Here is a 15,275-nt window from a genome sequence, read left to right as displayed (position 1 = left end):
GACACGCTCGAGCGCCTCGGCCGCGCCGTTCAGCGGCGACCGGCTCGCGACACGCGGAGGTCGCGTCGGCGGGGGGGCGAGCGCACGGCGTCGGCGAAACGCGTCCGTGTGCCGGGGACACCTTGTCGGCGCGGCGACCTGCCGGCGTGTGTCGCGCGGTTGGCGACCTGCGTAACGGGCTGGTGCGGCCCGAGCAGGATCAGCCGCCGTTTTTCACGGCGCGACGATCCGCGCGACACACTCGGCGATCGTGTCCCGCACGCGCACGATCGCCGGATCGCGCTGCGTGCTGGTCCGCCAGCCGATCTCGACCGGATAGCGCGGCAACTCGAGCGGGCACGCGAGCGCTCGCAGCGACGTCGCATCCGCGATCGCGCGGGCCGCGTGCGCCGGAATCGTCGCCACCGCGCCGGAACCGGCGAGCAGGTACGGCAGCGCCGCGAAGTGCGTGGTCGATGCCGCGACGCGCCGCTTGTGGCCGAGCGCGGCGAGCGCGTCGTCGACGATTCCGATCACGCCGCCCGACGACACGAGCAGATGGTCGCGCGCGAGGAAATCGGCGAGCCCGAGCGTGCGCGGCGCGCGCGCCGGGCCGGACGGGTCGAGCAGGCACGCGTAGCCGCCGGTTGCGACCGCGCGCCGGCTGAGCCCGCTCGCCGAGAACCCGCCCGACGCGATCGCGAGGTCGACGCCGTGCCGCAGCAGCGCGTCGCCGGCGATCCCGCTGTGGGTCTGCCGGAAGATCAGCCGGATGCCGGCGGCTTCGCGCGCGACCGCGTCGATCAGCGCGCGGCCGAGCGCGATCTCGAAGTCGTCCGACAGCCCGATCGAGATCGTGCGGCCGATCCGCTCGCCGCCGTCGGCCGCGATCGCGAGGCTTTCGCGGCAGCGGTCCAGCGCATCGGACAGGATCGGCTTCAGTTCGTCCGCGCGCGGCGTCGGCGCGAGCCCGCGGCCGGTGCGCGCGAACAGCGGATCGGCGTAGATCGCGCGCAGCCGCGCGAGCGCCGCGCTGACCGCCGACTGCGTGAGGCCGAGCCGCAGCGCCGCGCGGCTCGCGCCGCCTTCCTCGTACAGCGCCTCGAACACCTTCAGCAGGTTCAGGTCGAGCCCGGCGATATCATCCGCATTCATGTCAGTTATCGTTGTATCGATTTGATCGATGAAATGATATCGACAAAGATGGCGTCATCCCACTCATCACCTTTACCGGAGACGCCTTCATGTCCACGTCAGTCATCGCCGCGCTGCAGATCGGCGCATCGCCCGCCGGCACGCGCGCCACGCTCGATACGATCCTCGGCTACGAAACCGCGATCCGCGACAGCGGTGCGTCGCTCGTCGTGCTGCCCGAGGCCGTGCTCGGCGGCTATCCGAAAGGCGAGATCTTCGGCACGCGGCTCGGCTACCGGTTGCCCGAGGGCCGCGACGCGTATGCGCGCTACGCCGCGCAGGCGATCGACGTGCCGGGGCCGGAAACCGACGAACTGGCCGCGCTGTCGCAGCGCACCGGCGCAAGCCTCGTGGTCGGCGTGATCGAGCGCGGCGGCAGCACGCTGTACTGCACGGCGCTGTTCTTCGATCCGCGCGACGGGCTCGTCGCGAAGCACCGCAAGCTGATGCCGACCGGCACCGAGCGGCTGATCTGGGGGCAGGGCGACGGCTCGACGCTGCCCGTCGTCGACACGGCCGCCGGCCGCGCGGGCGCCGCGATCTGCTGGGAGAACCACATGCCGCTGCTGCGCTGCGCGATGTATGCGAAAGGCGTGCAGATCTGGTGCGCACCGACGGTCGACGAGCGCGACCTGTGGCAAAGCTCGATGCGGCACATCGCGCACGAGGGGCGCTGCTTCGTCGTAAGCGCGTGCCAGGTGCAGCCGTCGCCGCGCGCGCTCGGCATCGACGTGCCGGGCTGGGAGCCGGAGCGGCCGCTGATCCGCGGCGGCAGCGTGATCGTCGGGCCGCTCGGCGACCTGCTGACGGAGCCGCTCGTCGGCGAGGCCGGGCTCGTGACCGCGCGCATCGACACCGACGAACTCGTGCGTGCGCGTTACGACTTCGACGTCGTCGGACACTATGCGCGCGCCGACGTGTTTTCGCTGCACGTCGACGAGCGGCCGAAGCGGTCGGTGGTGTTCGAGGCTTGACGGGTGCGGCCGGGGCGCGGGCGGCCCGGTATGCGCATCGCGGCGGGGTGGCCAGGTGACGGGCCAGCGCCTGACGGGCGCCCACGGAGCGGGGTGGCGAGGTGGCGATGTGGCGGAGCGGCTAGGTGGCGAGGTCCCGAGAACGCGAGGCGATGTGGCGGTGTGGCGGTGCGGCGAGTTGGCAAGGTCGCGGGGCGGCGCGATCGCAAGGTGACGAGGTGAGTTGACGAGGTAATGGGGCGGCAGCGCGGCATGCGGCGAGCCGCCGTCGTCGCCGCCCGCATCAGCGCATCGGCGCTTCCGCGATCCGCATGTAGTCGGCGATCCGGCGGCCTTCCATGTCCGGAAACTGCTCGTGCACGGTGATGTCGCCCATCCGCGCGATGTCGAACGTGCGGAAGTCGTCGCGCAGCTCGCACCACGCGCCGATCGTCCAGCGGCCGCCCCAGTACACGAGCCCGAGCGGCCACACGCGGCGCTTCGTGTGCGCGCCGAGCCGGTCGCGATAGTCGAAGCTGACGATGTGGCGCGTGTCGACCGCCTGGTGGATCGCGTCGACCTTCGCGCAGAACGTCTCGTCGATATGGAACGACGGCGCGAACACCGGCAGCCGATCGAGCGCCGTGCGCTTGTCGGCCGGCATCGCCGACGCGATCTTCGCGAGCGCCGAACGCGCGCCGCCCGCGAAGCGCGCGCCGCCCCAGGTCTCGAGCATCCGCGCGCCGACCGCGAGCGCGGCGAGCTCCTCGGCCGTGAACGTGAGCGGCGGCAGGCTCGCATTGCGGTTCAGCCGATAGCCGATGCCGGCTTCGCCTTCGATCGGCACCCCTGACAGTTGCAGGTCGCGGACGTCGCGATACACGGTGCGCGGCGACACCGACAGCCAGTCGGCGAGCTGCTGCGCGGTCGTGAGGCGACGCCCGCGCAGCAGCTCGGCGATCTGGAACAGGCGGTCGGCACGGCGCGTCATGGCTGCACCTCGACTCCAACGGCGACGGGAACTTCGCGATGATAGCGCCGCGCCGGCCCGGTCGTCGGTGCGCTCAGTGGCATTTCGGCGCGTGCAGCCCGACGCGGTTGCCTTCGGTATCGATCAGGTAGCCGATGTAGCCGTAGTTGTTCGGCAGCTCGACGACCGAGCCCTGCACGATGCCGCCCGCGCGCTTCGCGCGCTCCAGCGCCGCGACGACCGATTCGCCGGCGTTCAGGTACACCAGCACGCCGTTCGCGCTCGGCTTCATCTGCTGCGGATCGAACACGATGCTGCCGCCCGTGCTCGACGCTTCGTGATCGAACATCGCCATCGGTACGCCGCCGATCACTTCGCGCTGCAGCGTGGTCTGCAGCACGGTTTCGTAGAAACGGATCGCCCGGTCGAAATCGAGGGACGGGATGTCGAACCACGCGATCGCACGTTCGAGGGTTGCGGTTGCAGTTGCGGACGTCATGACGCGCTCCTTGTTGTCGGATTCTTCTTGATGGAAACCAGCCTTGCATTGCGCCGGGATTGCAGTGTGAGCGCGGGCTGCTGACAGCGTGCTGTCAGTAGTGATGGCGGTGCTGACAAAAGGCGGCGTCAGGGGCGTCCGGGGCACCGGAGGCGGGCGCGCGGGCGGCGGCGCGCAGCGGGGCGGATCGACGCCGCCCGCGCGGCAACGCATGCATCGGTGCCGCGCAAAGCACGACGCCCGGCGGATGCCGGGCGTCGTCAGGATGTCGGCAGGCGGCCGCAGCGGCCGGTGCGACGAGGGGAGGGGCGAGGTCCGCGCGTCAGGCGTCGCCTTCCGGCGCGGCCGGCCGTGCCTTCACGCTGCCGGCGATCAGGTCGAAGCGGAACAGCCGGCATTCGAGCGCGCCGTTGAACAGCGGCGTCTTCGCCGATTCGCGCAGGCGCAGCTGGCCCGGCAGCGACCGGTCGGACGTCAGCAGGAACGCCTGCCAGCCCGTGAAGCGCTGCTTGAGCGCATCGCCGAGCGCGTTGAAGAACTCGCTGTCCGGCGCGTCGGTGTGCGTGCGGCGGAACGCGTCTTCGTTGCCGCGGTTGCGGCCGGTCTCGCGCACCTCGCCGCGCGCGCTGCGGCCGCGCACTTCGATCCGCTCGCCGTACGGCGGGTTCGCGAGGATGATGCCGGGGCCGTCGCACGGCGGCGTCATCCCGCGCGCGTCGACCTGCTTCAGCCACACCGACGGCACGCCCGCGCGCTCGAGGTTCGCGCGCGCCTTCTCGAGCATGTCGCCGGAGATGTCGCTGCCGTACACGCCGAGTGCCTCGCCGCGCTTGCCGCGCGCCGCGCGTTTCGCGTCGAGTGCCGGCACCTTCAGGCCCTGCCACGCGGTGATGTCGTACTGCTTGAGCTTTTCGAAGCCGAAACGGCGCTCGACGCCCGGCGCGACGCCGAGCGCGATCTGCGCGGCTTCCGCGAGGAACGTGCCGCTGCCGCACATCGGGTCGTACAGCGGCGTGCCGGGCGTCCAGCCGGTCAGGCGCAGGATGCCGGCCGCGAGGTTCTCGCGCAGCGGTGCCGCGCCCTTGTCGAGGCGCCAGCCGCGCTTGAACAGCGGCTCGCCCGACGTATCGAGGTACAGCGTGCAGTCGGTGGCCGTCAGGAACGCGAACACGCGTACGTCGGGCGCGCCGGTGTCGATGCTCGGCCGCGCGCCGGTCTTGTCGCGCATCCGGTCGCAGATCGCGTCCTTCACGCGCAGCGTCGTGAATTCGAGGCTCTTCAACGGCGACTTGATCGCGGTGATGTCGATGCGCAGCGTCTGCGTCGACGCGAACCAGCGTTCCCACGGCTGCTCGAGCGCGAGCGCGTAGACGTCCTGTTCGTTGCGGTACGGACGCTGCGCGATCTTCAGCAGGATCCGGCTCGCAATGCGCGAATGGAGGTTCGCGGCCATGCCGGCGGCCCAGCCGCCGCGGAAATGCACGCCGCCCGGCACCTGCGCGCCCGCGGTGAACGGCGCGCCGTCCAGATGACGGCCGGCGATCTCGGCCAGCTCGGCGGCAAGCGCCGCTTCGAGGCCGCGCGGGCAGGGAGCGAAGAATTCGTACAGGGTGGGCGAGGACATAAGGCGGGTGAGGACGTGCAAAAGTCCACTATTGTACGCGGCGCGGGCGGCCGGGGCCGGCGTTGCGTCCGATTCGGATTACGGCGCTCGCGTGCGCGGCGGCGCCCGCCGGCGGCGCGGCCCGCGCGGCGGCACCTCGGGAACGCTGCCGCGCTGCCGCTACACGGTCAGTGCGAGCCCGTCTGGCCGGCCCGGGCCGCCGTCGCGCCGGCCGGCCAGAACAGCGCGGACGGCTTCGACAGCACCGTGCGGACGATCGCGCCGACCAGCGCGCGCACCTTGGTGCGGCGCAGGCTGCGCGAGCGCACGGCCATCGTGAACGCGAGCGCGAAGCTCACCAGCACGTTGAGGATCGCCATGCTCAGCACGCCCGCGCAGGCCCACCACAGCTCGGGCGTGCTCAGCGCATCCTTGCCGAGCACGCCGAGCGCGATCCCGATCGAGCCGGCCGACAGCGTCACGTGCCGCACTTCGAACGGAAACAGGAACACGGTGACGATCGCCGGGATCAGGCCGAGCATCAGGCCCAGACCGACGTTGGCGACCACCCCGGCGACGTTCGAGCGGCAGAAGTGCGCGAACTTCGCGGCGCCGGCCGCGCCGAGCGTGAGCCGCAGCCGGCGGTTGTACGCGAGCGCGTCGCCGACCCGGTGCAGCACGAACCAGTTGTCGGCCCAGCCCGCGAGCAGGCTCGACGCCCACAGCAGCACGCCCGTGAGCGCCGCGTAGAACGGCGTCGGGCCCAGCAGCGAGAACGAGTGCAGCGTCGCGTGCGCCTTTTGCGCCGAGATCAGGTTCGCGTGCAGCAGGTTGCTCGCGAACAGCTGCACGAGCAGGCACACGGGCAGCACGACCAGCACGTTGCCGGAGATCGCCGCGGCCTGCGTGCGGATCAGCGCGATCACCGACGCGACGAACGCCTTCACGCCTTCGTCGTGACCGGTGTCGTCGAGCTCGCGTGCGAGCGTCGGCGCGGTCATCGCCGGCTGCTTCGTCGCGAGCGTGAAGTGCAGGAAGTGCATCAGCATGAAGCTCGCCGCGTAATTGACGCCCGCGAGCAGTCCTTCGAGCATCGACTGCAGGTGCGCGCCCGTGATCGCGAACTTCACGCACACGGTCGCGACGGTGACGAGACCGCCGCCGGCCGCCATCCGCAGCATCTTCAGGTACTCGGCGCGGCCGCGCGAGATGTAGTGCTCGCCGGTGTCCGCGTTGGTCTCGACGAGCTTGCGCGCGAACAGCGAGAAATTGCTGCGCACGAGGTGCGACACGCTCTGGCTGTTCTGGTTCGCGTCGACGAGCTCGGCCGTCAGGCGCGCCATCCCGCGCAGGTCGTCGCGTGCCATCCACGCGTTCAGCAGCATTTCCGCGCGCAGGATGCGCATGCGCATCCGTTCGACCTGGAACACGATGTCGACCGACACGCCGTTGCGGTACAGGTGCGCGAACACGTCGTCGACCGCGATCCGGCATTCGTCGAGCAGCACGCGCAGGTAGTTCACTTCGTGCAGCAGCTTGCTCGGATCGCCGCCGTCCTCGACGGCCGCGTGCGCGGTCTCGACCGCGAGCATCGCGCGCGTGAGGCGGTAGAACGGCTGCGTTTCGAGCGGCTTGCGCGCGTCGTCGTCGGACAGGCGGCTGCGTACCGTCTGCGACAGGCCCGTCGAGCTGATCTGGCAGGTCAGGTTGTGCAGCGCGGCCAGCAGGTCGCGCGAGAACGAGCCTGGCTCGTGGCGTTCCTCGTCGGTGACGTCGAACGCGATCAGCTCCGCGAGGCGCGCGAGCAGGTCGTCGGGCAGCGCGTCGATCCATTGCGCGTCTTCCGGCGCGGGGAACATCAGCGTGAACAGCGCCGTCAGTTCGCGGCGGTTCGGCGCGGGCGGGATCAGCGACGAGTCGATCCGCTCGAACAGCGCGCCGAAGAAGCCCGAATGCACCGGCATCCCGGCGTCGCACAGCAGCGAGATGCCGTCGCACTCGCGCAGGATGCCGCGCAGGATGCGCGCCGCGTGCGACTTCCACGCGGGATTGCGGTCGAGCACGTGGAACAGGTAGCGCAACCGCGCGTGTGCCGGATACGCGCGCGTGTCGGCGTCGCGTTCGGCCGGCGTGTCGTGCGCGGCCTGCATCGCGCCGTTGCGGCGCAGCCAGTGCGCGAGCTCGATCAGCCATTCGCTGCGCTCGGCGTACGACGCGTCCGCGTCGGCATGCGCGAGCAGCGCATCGAGCTGGTGGCCGGCATTGCGCGACGCGCGCCACTTCTTGATCAGGGTCGTCAGGGAACGAAACATAAACGGAATAGCGAAAGCCCTGGACGGGCGGGTTCGGGATGCCGGCCGGGATGGCGGCGCGGCGCCGGGGAGAACGGTGACGCTGTCGGGTGGCCGGACGGTGCGCGGCGACCCGCGATGCGGCTGCCCCGACGCGGCGCTTGCGGACACGCATGCGCACCCCGGGAGACGCGGCGACCGGACCGGATTCGACGGGCGGATCGCCGCCGGCTGGCGCGCACGAACGCGGCACGAGCCGGAAAGTGCGTAGGATCGTCAATCGGGCGCGAAAACGCAAGCCGACCGTGTTGCCGGGCGCGGGTTCCGGCGGATTTTGACAAACAATGCAAAGCGGCCGTCCGGCCGATGGGGGCGGGCAGCTTCGGCGATGGCGATGGCAACGGCTGCGACTCCAGCTACGGCAACGACAACGGCAACGGCAACGGCAACGGCAACGGCAACGGCGGCATCGCTACGGCAGCTCGGCAACGGCAGCTCGGCAACGGCGACAACGGCGACAACGGCGACAACGGCGACAACGGCGACAACGGCGACAACGGCGACAACGGCGCGCACGCGTGAGCGGCGGTGCGCGTATGGGGTTCGCTGCCGACGGTCGTAATCGTCATCGGCGTCGCGGGGTCGGCTGCCGAATGCAGCCGCATGCACGAATGCGCGGGCGCTCGCCCGCGCACCACATGCTTACGCGCCGGACTTGCCCGTCGCGCCTGCGTCGCCGTCCGCCGTCGGATTCGCCGGGCAAGGCAAGACGGGCGCCAGGGCCGGTGCCTTGCCGGACACAGCCGACGTCGGCGTCGCAGCGCGCCGCGCGGCCATCGCGCGCACGCCGGACGCCGCTTGCGAGGCGATCACGTCGAGCGCGCGCCGGTGGCCGGCGACGAGCGCGTCGTAACCGTCGCCGACCGGTTCCGCGACGCTCGTGCGGCATGTCATCACCGCCTGCGTGCCGAGCGCGCGCACGCTCCACACCGCGTCGATCGCCGCGCGCTTGCCGGGCCACGACTCGAAGCGCTGCACGTTCACGCTGATCCGGTAGACGGGCACGCCGGCCGGATACGCGGAATTCGCGACGTCGATCGTGCCGAGCTGCGCGGCGAGATCGTCCGACAGCGCGCGGCGGATTTCGTCGGCGGGCGGCGCGGCCCAGCGCTCCTGCTCGAGCACGTCGACCTGCGCGGCGTTCTTCTGCACGACGAGCTGGTTCTTCGCGACCTGCTCGGGCACGCCGACGGACGGCACCTCGATCAGGAACGCGGGGTTGGCGGGCGCGCTGCGCACGGGTGCCGCCGCATCGGCCGGGCTCAGCGTATAGAACCGCGCGGGCGGCGAGCTGCACGCGGCGAGCGCGAGTGCAGCGACGACTGCCGCGCCGCTCGCGAGACCGTTCACGCGTGGGGTCGTCATTGTTGATCTCCTGGCTTGCCCTTGAGCAGCGATTCGGGGTGGCGCTCCAGATAGTCGGCGAGCGCATTGAGCGACTGCAGCGTGCGCGTGAGCTCCTTCAGCGCGCCGCGCACGTCCGACTGCAGCGGCGAATCCTGCTGCAGCGTCGCCTCGGCGGTCGAGAAGGTCTGCTTCGCGGCCGACAGCGTGTCGCGCGCTTCCGGCGCGACCTGCGTGTCGAGCTGCTTGAACAGCTTGTCGGCGTTCGACAGCGCGCTGTTCAGGTTCGCGCCGATCTGGTCGAACGGCACCTTGTCGAGCTTCTTCGCGATGTCGGCGACCTGCAGCTGCAACTCGTCGAGCGTGTTCGGCACGGTCGGCAGCTCGAGCGGCTGGCGTGCGGCGTCGATCTTCGCGGGCGGCGCCTTCGGGAAGAAGTCGAGCGCGACGTACAGCTGGCTCGTCAGCAGGTTGCCGGTGCGCAGCTGGCCGCGCAGCCCGTGCTGGACGAGTCGTTCGACGATCTCGCGGCGGGCCGGTTCGCCCTTGCTCTCGATCGTTTCGCGGAAGCGCCGGCCGAGCCGCTCCGGATACACGTTCATCGTGACCGGCATCAGGAAGTTCTTGGTCTTCGGATCGTAGTCGATGCCGATGTTCGTCACTTCGCCGAGCACGATGCCGCGGAAGTCGACCGGCGCGCCGACGGCGAGCCCGCGCAGCGACTGGTTGAAGTTCATCACGACCTGCAGCGGCTGACCGTCCGGTTCGCGCATCGCATCGCCTTCGTCCGAGCCGAGGCGGAACGTCGTGTTGTTCGGCGCGGGCGCGCCGGTGTCCTGGTTCGGCGGCGTCTGGAACGCGATGCCGCCGAGGATCACCGTCGCGAGCGACTGCGTGTTCAGCTTCAGGCCGCTCGAATCGAGCCGCAGGTCGACGCCGCTCGCCTGCCACCAGCGCGAGTTCAGGCCGACGTACTGGTCGTACGGCGCATTGACGAACACGTTGAACGTGACGCCGGTGCCGTCCTTGTCGAGCGAGAAGCCGACTACCTGGCCGACCTGCACGCGGCGGTAGTAGATCGGCGAGCCGATGTCGACGGAGCCGAGCGAATCGCCGCGCAGCACGTACTGCGTGCCTTTCTGGTCGCCGGTCACGGCCGGCGGCGACTCGAGGCCGGTGAAGTCGGTCTGCGTGTCCTGCCCGTGGCCGGCGTCGACGCCGATGTACGCGCCCGACAGCAACGTGCCGAGCCCCGACACGCCGGTCGCGCCGACGCGCGGCCGCACGATCCAGAAGCGCGAGCCCTTGACCGCGAAATCCTCGGCCTCCTTCTTCAGCTGGACCTGGACGAGCACGCGCGACAGGTCTTTCGACAGCTTGATCGTCTTGACCATGCCGATCTCGACGTCCTTGTACTTGACCTGCGTCTTGCCCGGCTCGAGCCCTTCCGCGCTGTGGAAGCTGATCGAGATTTCCGGGCCGCGCTCGCGCACCGACTTGATCACGAGGCCGATGCCGATCAGCGCGGCGATCAGCGGCACGAGCCAGACGAGCGACGGCAGCCAGCCGCTTTTCGTCGAGATGGCCGGATCGGGCGGCCGGGGCGCGTCGTGCTGCGGGCCTTGCGGACTATTCATGGTGTTTCCCTGAGGTTTCGACTGGATCCCAGATCAGGCGGGGATCGAACTGCATCGACGCGAGCATCGTCAGGATCACGACCGAGCCGAACGCGAGCGCGCCGGGGCCGGCCGTGATGACGGCGAGCGAACGGAAATGAACGAGCGCGACGGTCAGCGTCACGACGAAGATGTCGAGCATCGACCAGCGGCCGATCCGCTCGACGATCCGGTACAGCCGCGTGCGCTGCAGCGGCCGCCACGCGACGCGGCGCTGCGCGCTGGTCGCGAGGATCGTCAGCACGCCGAGCTTGAGCATCGGCACGAGAATGCTCGCGACGAACACGACGACCGCGAGCGGCCAGTCGCCGGACGTCCAGAAATAGATGACGCCGCTCATGATCGTGTCTTCCTGCGAACCGACGATCGACGACGTGCGCATGATCGGCAGCAGGTTCGCCGGAATGTACAGGATCGCGGCGGCGATCAGCAGCGCCCACGTGCGCATGATGCTGTTCGGCGTGCGGAAATGAAGCGCGCTGCCGCAGCGCGCGCAATGCGCATGCGGATGGTCGATCGTCTGCACGAGCCCGCAGGCGTGGCAACCGGCGTAGCCCTCGCGGGCGGCGGTGGGCATCGTCATCGGCGGGGCGCGTCCGGCAGCGGCACGGCCGGGTCGGGCGCGCGGCCGGCGCGCAGGTCGTCGGCGATGTCCCACAGCGTGCGCGGGTCGAACATCAGCACGACGGCGGTCATCAGCGTGAGCGCGCCGAATGCGAACAGCGCGGCATCGGGCACGACGCGGGCGAGGCTCACCATCTTCACGATCGTGACGACGATGCCGAGCATGAACACCTCGATCATTCCCCACGGCCGCACGAGCTGGATCGTGCGCAGCACGAGGTTCAGGCCCGGCGGCACGACGCCGCGCCGTATCGGCAGCAGCACGTACAGCAGCGCGGACATCTCGACGAGCGGGAACAGCACCGTCGAACAGAACACCATCACGCCGACGACCGCCATGTCCTGATGCCACAGCGCTTCGATCGCGCCGATCAGCGTCGTCTGCACGCGCGTGCCGTTCAGGTCCATTTCGAGGATGGGGAACGCCTGCGCGATGATGAACGTGACGAGCGCCGCGACCGCGAGCGCGCTGATGCGCTCGATCTGCGTGGTGCTGTTGCGGTAGAGCAGCGCGTCGCAGCGCGGGCAGCGCGCGATCTCGCGACCGCTCAGGCGCGGTTTATGCAACAGTGCGTCGCATTCGTGACAGGCAATCAGATCGTATCGTTGCATGGAAAAGGCGGTGTTGCGACGGCTGGGACACGCGTCGACGGGGCCGGAACCCGCGCCAATCTTACCAAAACGGCTTTTTGCACGTGTCAACGTTCGGTTACCGGGTGACCGGTCGGTAACGTGGCGTAAGGATGGCGGCCGGCTGACGCGCCTGTTCTGAGAGTCCGCGCCCGTCAAAAGGTTGCGGTAGCATGGCGCCCTTGACACGCGTCGGTCGAAGTTGCCGGCGCAGCCGTTCGCTCAACTGAGGATTCCACGATGGCATCGAATTCGCTGCCGGCCAGGCCGGTCCGTTACACGCAGACCGCGATCGCACTGCACTGGCTGATCGCGCTGCTGATCGTGTGCGCGTTCGCGCTCGGCTGGGTGATGACCGACATCCCCGGTTTCACGCCGACCAAGCTGAAGTACTTCTCGTGGCACAAGTGGATCGGCGTGACGGCGTTCGCGCTGGCCGCGGTGCGCGTGCTGTGGCGCGCGACCCACGCGGCGCCGGCGCTGCCGGGCAATACGCCCGCGTGGCAGCGGACGGCGTCGCACGGCGTGCACATCCTGCTGTACGTGCTGATGCTCGTGATTCCGGTCACCGGCTATCTGTACAGCTCGGCGTCGAACATTCCGGTCGTCTATCTCGGTATCGTGCCGCTGCCGCGCCTGATCGACCCCGATCCGGTGCTGAAGGAAACCTTGAAGACGCTGCACGTCACTTTGAATTACATTCTGCTTGCGCTCGTTTCGCTGCACGTGCTCGCGGCGCTCAAGCACCAGGTGTTGGACCGCGACGGCCTGCTGTCGCGCATGCTTCCCTTTGCCAAATGAAGGATCCCATGAAAGTGTCGCTCTCCCGCTCCATGCTGACCGCGTTCGCCGCGGTATCACTCGCCGCGTCGGCCGCGGCGCACGCCGACGTCGATCTCGCGAAGAGCAAGGTGTCGGCCGTGTCGAAGCAGATGAACGTGCCGACCGAAGGCGCATTCAAGAAGTTTTCCGCGCAGGTGAAGTTCGATCCGGCGAAGGCCGCGCAGGGCAGCGCGCAAATGACGATCGACGTCGCGAGCTTCGACCTCGGCGACAAGATGTACAACGACCAGGTCGCGGGCAAGGACTGGTTCGACGCGAAGGCGTACCCGCAGGCGACCTTCACGTCGTCGGCGATCGCACCGGCCGGCGGCAACAAGTACAACGTGACCGGCAAGCTGACGATCAAGGGCAAGTCCGAGACCGTCACGGTGCCCGTCACGGTCACGCAGAGCGGCGCGACGCAGACCTTCGACGGCGTGCTGCCGATCAAGCGCTCGGCATTCAACATCGGCACCGGCGAATGGAAGGACACGTCGATCGTCGCCGACGAAGTGCAGATCAAGTTCCATCTCGTCGCGACGAAGTAAGCGGCGGGCTGTCGCATCACCCGAATGCCGCGCGAGGGCGCGGCGCTGTTCCAAGGAGAAAGAGTTGAAAAAGCATCTGATCATCGCCGCGGGCGCGCTGGCCGCTTCGCTGTCGTTCTCGGCTTTCGCCGACAGCGCGACGTACCAGTTCGATCCGAGCCACACGTACCCGAGCTTCGAGGCCGACCACTTCGGCGGCCTGTCGGTCTGGCGCGGCAAGTTCGACAAGTCGAGCGGCACCGTGACGCTCGACCGCGCGGCGAAGACGGGTACGGTCGACGTGACGACCGACATCGCGTCGATCCACACGGGCAGCGCGAAGCTCGACGAGCACCTGCAGACGGCCGAGTTCTTCGATGCGGCCAAGTTCCCGCAGGCGAACTACAAGGGCACGATCAAGTTCGACGGCGACAAGCCGGTGTCGGTCGTCGGCAACCTGACGCTGCACGGCGTCACGAAGCCGCTGACGCTGAAGATCGATTCGCTCAAGTGCATGCCGCATCCGATGCTCAAGCGTGAAGTGTGCGGCGTCGACGCGGTCGGCGAATTCAGCCGCGACGATTTCGGCCTCGACTACGGCAAGCAGTACGGCTTCAAGATGAAGACCAAGCTGCTGATCACGGCCGAAGCGGTCAAGCAGCAGTAACGCACGCGGCCGCCCGGTCGCATGCCCGCCGCCGCGCTCCCTTTCCGGGGGGCGCGGCGGTTTTTTTTGCGCGCCTATAATCGTCGGCACAGCTTGCGAGCTTGCGGCGCGGGAACGGACGCGTCGGACACAACGTACAACGACAAGGAGATCGCCGATGCATGCCGTCACGCAGTCCAGCTCCGTAGCCTCGTCGCCGCGCGTGTGGCGCGCGGTGGTCGCCGCGTCGATCGGCAACGCGCTCGAATGGTTCGACCTCGTCGTCTACGGCTTCTTCGCGGTGACGATCTCGAAGCTGTTCTTCCCGGCCGGCAACGACACCGTGTCGCTGCTGCTCACGCTCGGCACCTTCGGCGTGTCGTTCTTCATGCGCCCGCTCGGCGCGATCGTGCTTGGCGCATACGCCGACCGCGCGGGCCGCAAGGCCGCGCTCACGCTGTCGATCCTGTTGATGATGGCGGGCACGCTGATCATCGCGGTGCTGCCGACGTACCAGACGATCGGCGTCGCCGCGCCGCTGATCCTTGTCGCCGCGCGGCTGATGCAGGGCTTCTCGGCCGGCGGCGAATTCGGCAGCGCCACCGCGTTCCTCGCCGAGCACGTGCCCGGCCGGCGCGGGTTCTTCGCGAGCTGGCAGGTCGCGAGCCAGGGGCTCACGACGCTGCTCGCGGCCGGCTTCGGCACCGTGCTGAACGCGCAGCTCACCGCCGGCCAGATGGCCGCGTGGGGCTGGCGCGTGCCGTTCTTCTTCGGGCTGCTGCTCGGGCCGGTCGCGTACTACATCCGCGCGAAGGTCGACGAGACGCCCGAATTCCTCGCGGCCGAAAGCACCGCGAGCCCGCTGCGCGACACGTTCGCCTCGCACAAGGCGCGGCTCGTCGCCGCGATGGGCGTGGTGGTGCTCGGCACCGTCGCGACCTATCTCGTGCTGTTCATGCCGACCTACGGCGTGAAGCAGCTCGGCCTCGCGCCATCGGCCGCGTTCGCGGCGATCCTCGTCGTCGGCGTGATCCAGATGGCGTTCGCGCCGCTCGTCGGCCACTGGTCGGATCGCTACGGCCGCGTGCGCGTGATGCTCGCGCCGGCCGTCGGCATCCTCGTGCTGATCTATCCGGCGTTCGCGTATCTGGTCGCGCATCCGGGCTTCGGCACGCTGATCGCGCTGCAGGTACTGCTCGCGTTCCTGATGACCGGCTATTTCGCGGCGCTGCCGGGGCTGCTGTCCGAAGTGTTTCCGGTGCAGACGCGCACGACCGGGATGTCGCTCGCGTACAACGTCGCGGTGACGATCTTCGGCGGCTTCGGGCCGTTCATCATCGCGTGGCTGATCCGCGCGACCGGGATGAAGACCGCCCCGAGCTTCTACCTGATGTTCGCGGCCGTGCTGAGTCTCGCGGCGCTGGTCGTGTTGCGCCGGCGGTTCGGGTTCCGGTGAC

15 protein-coding genes are annotated in these 15,275 nt (G+C 69.5%); 6 read left to right on the top strand and 9 right to left on the bottom strand.

Annotation, left to right across the window (positions count from 1 at the left end; all coding sequences use genetic code 11):
- Positions 1–213: 213 nt before the first annotated feature.
- A complete protein-coding gene (locus Q3A80_RS08345; RefSeq protein WP_446328591.1) occupies positions 214–1,134 on the bottom strand; it encodes a LysR family transcriptional regulator in 921 nt (306 codons plus the stop codon).
- An 89-nt stretch (positions 1,135–1,223) separates the two neighbouring features.
- Between Q3A80_RS08345 and Q3A80_RS08340 the strand changes: the two genes are divergently transcribed.
- On the top strand, positions 1,224–2,147 hold the full coding sequence (locus tag Q3A80_RS08340; protein WP_446328590.1) for a carbon-nitrogen hydrolase family protein: 924 nt from the start codon (positions 1,224–1,226) through the stop codon (positions 2,145–2,147).
- Positions 2,148–2,430: 283 nt separating this feature from the next.
- Here Q3A80_RS08340 and Q3A80_RS08335 read toward each other — a convergent pair whose 3' ends face one another.
- The 4 genes from Q3A80_RS08335 to Q3A80_RS08320 all read right to left on the bottom strand — a co-directional run bounded on the left by Q3A80_RS08335 (position 2,431) and on the right by Q3A80_RS08320 (position 7,510).
- Entirely contained in the window at positions 2,431–3,117 is a 687-nt protein-coding gene (locus Q3A80_RS08335; RefSeq protein ID WP_446328589.1) for a helix-turn-helix transcriptional regulator, read from the bottom strand.
- Positions 3,118–3,190: 73 nt separating this feature from the next.
- Positions 3,191–3,595 carry a VOC family protein gene (locus tag Q3A80_RS08330; RefSeq protein WP_151066681.1) on the bottom strand — a complete coding sequence of 135 codons (405 nt, stop codon included), beginning with the start codon at positions 3,593–3,595 and terminating at the stop codon, positions 3,191–3,193.
- Positions 3,596–3,917: 322 nt separating this feature from the next.
- Complete coding sequence (locus Q3A80_RS08325; protein WP_446328588.1) at positions 3,918–5,219, bottom strand: THUMP domain-containing class I SAM-dependent RNA methyltransferase; 1,302 nt, start codon at positions 5,217–5,219, stop codon at positions 3,918–3,920.
- A gap of 167 nt (positions 5,220–5,386) precedes the next feature.
- Complete coding sequence (locus Q3A80_RS08320; RefSeq protein ID WP_446328587.1) at positions 5,387–7,510, bottom strand: site-specific recombinase; 2,124 nt, start codon at positions 7,508–7,510, stop codon at positions 5,387–5,389.
- Positions 7,511–7,855: 345 nt separating this feature from the next.
- Here Q3A80_RS08320 and Q3A80_RS08315 point away from each other — a divergent pair, with 345 nt between their 5' ends.
- A complete protein-coding gene (locus Q3A80_RS08315) occupies positions 7,856–8,071 on the top strand; it encodes a hypothetical protein (protein ID WP_446328586.1) in 216 nt (71 codons plus the stop codon).
- 120 nt (positions 8,072–8,191) lie between these two features.
- Here Q3A80_RS08315 and Q3A80_RS08310 read toward each other — a convergent pair whose 3' ends face one another.
- The 4 genes from Q3A80_RS08310 to Q3A80_RS08295 are packed head-to-tail and all read right to left on the bottom strand — an operon-like array spanning position 8,192 to position 11,805.
- The gene (locus Q3A80_RS08310) at positions 8,192–8,914 is read right to left on the bottom strand and encodes a PqiC family protein (protein ID WP_446328585.1); all 723 of its coding nucleotides are present in this window, start codon (positions 8,912–8,914) and stop codon (positions 8,192–8,194) included.
- A complete protein-coding gene (locus tag Q3A80_RS08305) occupies positions 8,911–10,530 on the bottom strand; it encodes a PqiB family protein (protein ID WP_446328584.1) in 1,620 nt (539 codons plus the stop codon). The genes Q3A80_RS08310 and Q3A80_RS08305 overlap by 4 nt, the downstream gene beginning before the upstream one ends.
- On the bottom strand, positions 10,523–11,152 hold the full coding sequence (locus tag Q3A80_RS08300; RefSeq protein WP_446328583.1) for a paraquat-inducible protein A: 630 nt from the start codon (positions 11,150–11,152) through the stop codon (positions 10,523–10,525). Before Q3A80_RS08300 ends, Q3A80_RS08305 begins: the two co-directional genes overlap by 8 nt.
- A complete protein-coding gene (locus tag Q3A80_RS08295) occupies positions 11,149–11,805 on the bottom strand; it encodes a paraquat-inducible protein A (protein WP_446328582.1) in 657 nt (218 codons plus the stop codon). Before Q3A80_RS08295 ends, Q3A80_RS08300 begins: the two co-directional genes overlap by 4 nt.
- A gap of 258 nt (positions 11,806–12,063) precedes the next feature.
- Between Q3A80_RS08295 and Q3A80_RS08290 the strand changes: the two genes are divergently transcribed.
- The 4 genes from Q3A80_RS08290 to Q3A80_RS08275 all read left to right on the top strand — a co-directional run bounded on the left by Q3A80_RS08290 (position 12,064) and on the right by Q3A80_RS08275 (position 15,274).
- A complete protein-coding gene (locus Q3A80_RS08290) occupies positions 12,064–12,624 on the top strand; it encodes a cytochrome b (protein WP_446328581.1) in 561 nt (186 codons plus the stop codon).
- Positions 12,625–12,632: 8 nt separating this feature from the next.
- Positions 12,633–13,193 carry a YceI family protein gene (locus Q3A80_RS08285; protein WP_446328580.1) on the top strand — a complete coding sequence of 187 codons (561 nt, stop codon included), beginning with the start codon at positions 12,633–12,635 and terminating at the stop codon, positions 13,191–13,193.
- Between the two features lie 64 nt (positions 13,194–13,257).
- Positions 13,258–13,839 carry a YceI family protein gene (locus Q3A80_RS08280; protein WP_039361400.1) on the top strand — a complete coding sequence of 194 codons (582 nt, stop codon included), beginning with the start codon at positions 13,258–13,260 and terminating at the stop codon, positions 13,837–13,839.
- Between the two features lie 157 nt (positions 13,840–13,996).
- Complete coding sequence (locus Q3A80_RS08275) at positions 13,997–15,274, top strand: MFS transporter (protein ID WP_446328579.1); 1,278 nt, start codon at positions 13,997–13,999, stop codon at positions 15,272–15,274.
- Position 15,275: the final 1 nt, after the last annotated feature.

The sequence above is a fragment of the Burkholderia sp. SR8 genome, from assembly GCF_052851275.1.
This window is presented reverse-complemented; position numbering and strand designations above follow the sequence as displayed.

Excerpts from the sequence above, each read along its gene's own strand:
- Q3A80_RS08345 (WP_446328591.1), bottom strand. The coding sequence starts at position 1,134 with ATGAATGCGGATGATATCGCCGGGCTCGACCTGAACCTGCTGAAGGTG.
- Q3A80_RS08340 (WP_446328590.1), top strand. The coding sequence starts at position 1,224 with ATGTCCACGTCAGTCATCGCCGCGCTGCAGATCGGCGCATCGCCCGCC.
- Q3A80_RS08335 (WP_446328589.1), bottom strand. The coding sequence starts at position 3,117 with ATGACGCGCCGTGCCGACCGCCTGTTCCAGATCGCCGAGCTGCTGCGC.
- Q3A80_RS08330 (WP_151066681.1), bottom strand. The coding sequence starts at position 3,595 with ATGACGTCCGCAACTGCAACCGCAACCCTCGAACGTGCGATCGCGTGG.
- Q3A80_RS08325 (WP_446328588.1), bottom strand. The coding sequence starts at position 5,219 with ATGTCCTCGCCCACCCTGTACGAATTCTTCGCTCCCTGCCCGCGCGGC.
- Q3A80_RS08320 (WP_446328587.1), bottom strand. The coding sequence starts at position 7,510 with ATGTTTCGTTCCCTGACGACCCTGATCAAGAAGTGGCGCGCGTCGCGC.
- Q3A80_RS08315 (WP_446328586.1), top strand. The coding sequence starts at position 7,856 with ATGGGGGCGGGCAGCTTCGGCGATGGCGATGGCAACGGCTGCGACTCC.
- Q3A80_RS08310 (WP_446328585.1), bottom strand. The coding sequence starts at position 8,914 with ATGACGACCCCACGCGTGAACGGTCTCGCGAGCGGCGCGGCAGTCGTC.
- Q3A80_RS08305 (WP_446328584.1), bottom strand. The coding sequence starts at position 10,530 with ATGAATAGTCCGCAAGGCCCGCAGCACGACGCGCCCCGGCCGCCCGAT.
- Q3A80_RS08300 (WP_446328583.1), bottom strand. The coding sequence starts at position 11,152 with ATGACGATGCCCACCGCCGCCCGCGAGGGCTACGCCGGTTGCCACGCC.
- Q3A80_RS08295 (WP_446328582.1), bottom strand. The coding sequence starts at position 11,805 with ATGCAACGATACGATCTGATTGCCTGTCACGAATGCGACGCACTGTTG.
- Q3A80_RS08290 (WP_446328581.1), top strand. The coding sequence starts at position 12,064 with ATGGCATCGAATTCGCTGCCGGCCAGGCCGGTCCGTTACACGCAGACC.
- Q3A80_RS08285 (WP_446328580.1), top strand. The coding sequence starts at position 12,633 with ATGAAAGTGTCGCTCTCCCGCTCCATGCTGACCGCGTTCGCCGCGGTA.
- Q3A80_RS08275 (WP_446328579.1), top strand. The coding sequence starts at position 13,997 with ATGCATGCCGTCACGCAGTCCAGCTCCGTAGCCTCGTCGCCGCGCGTG.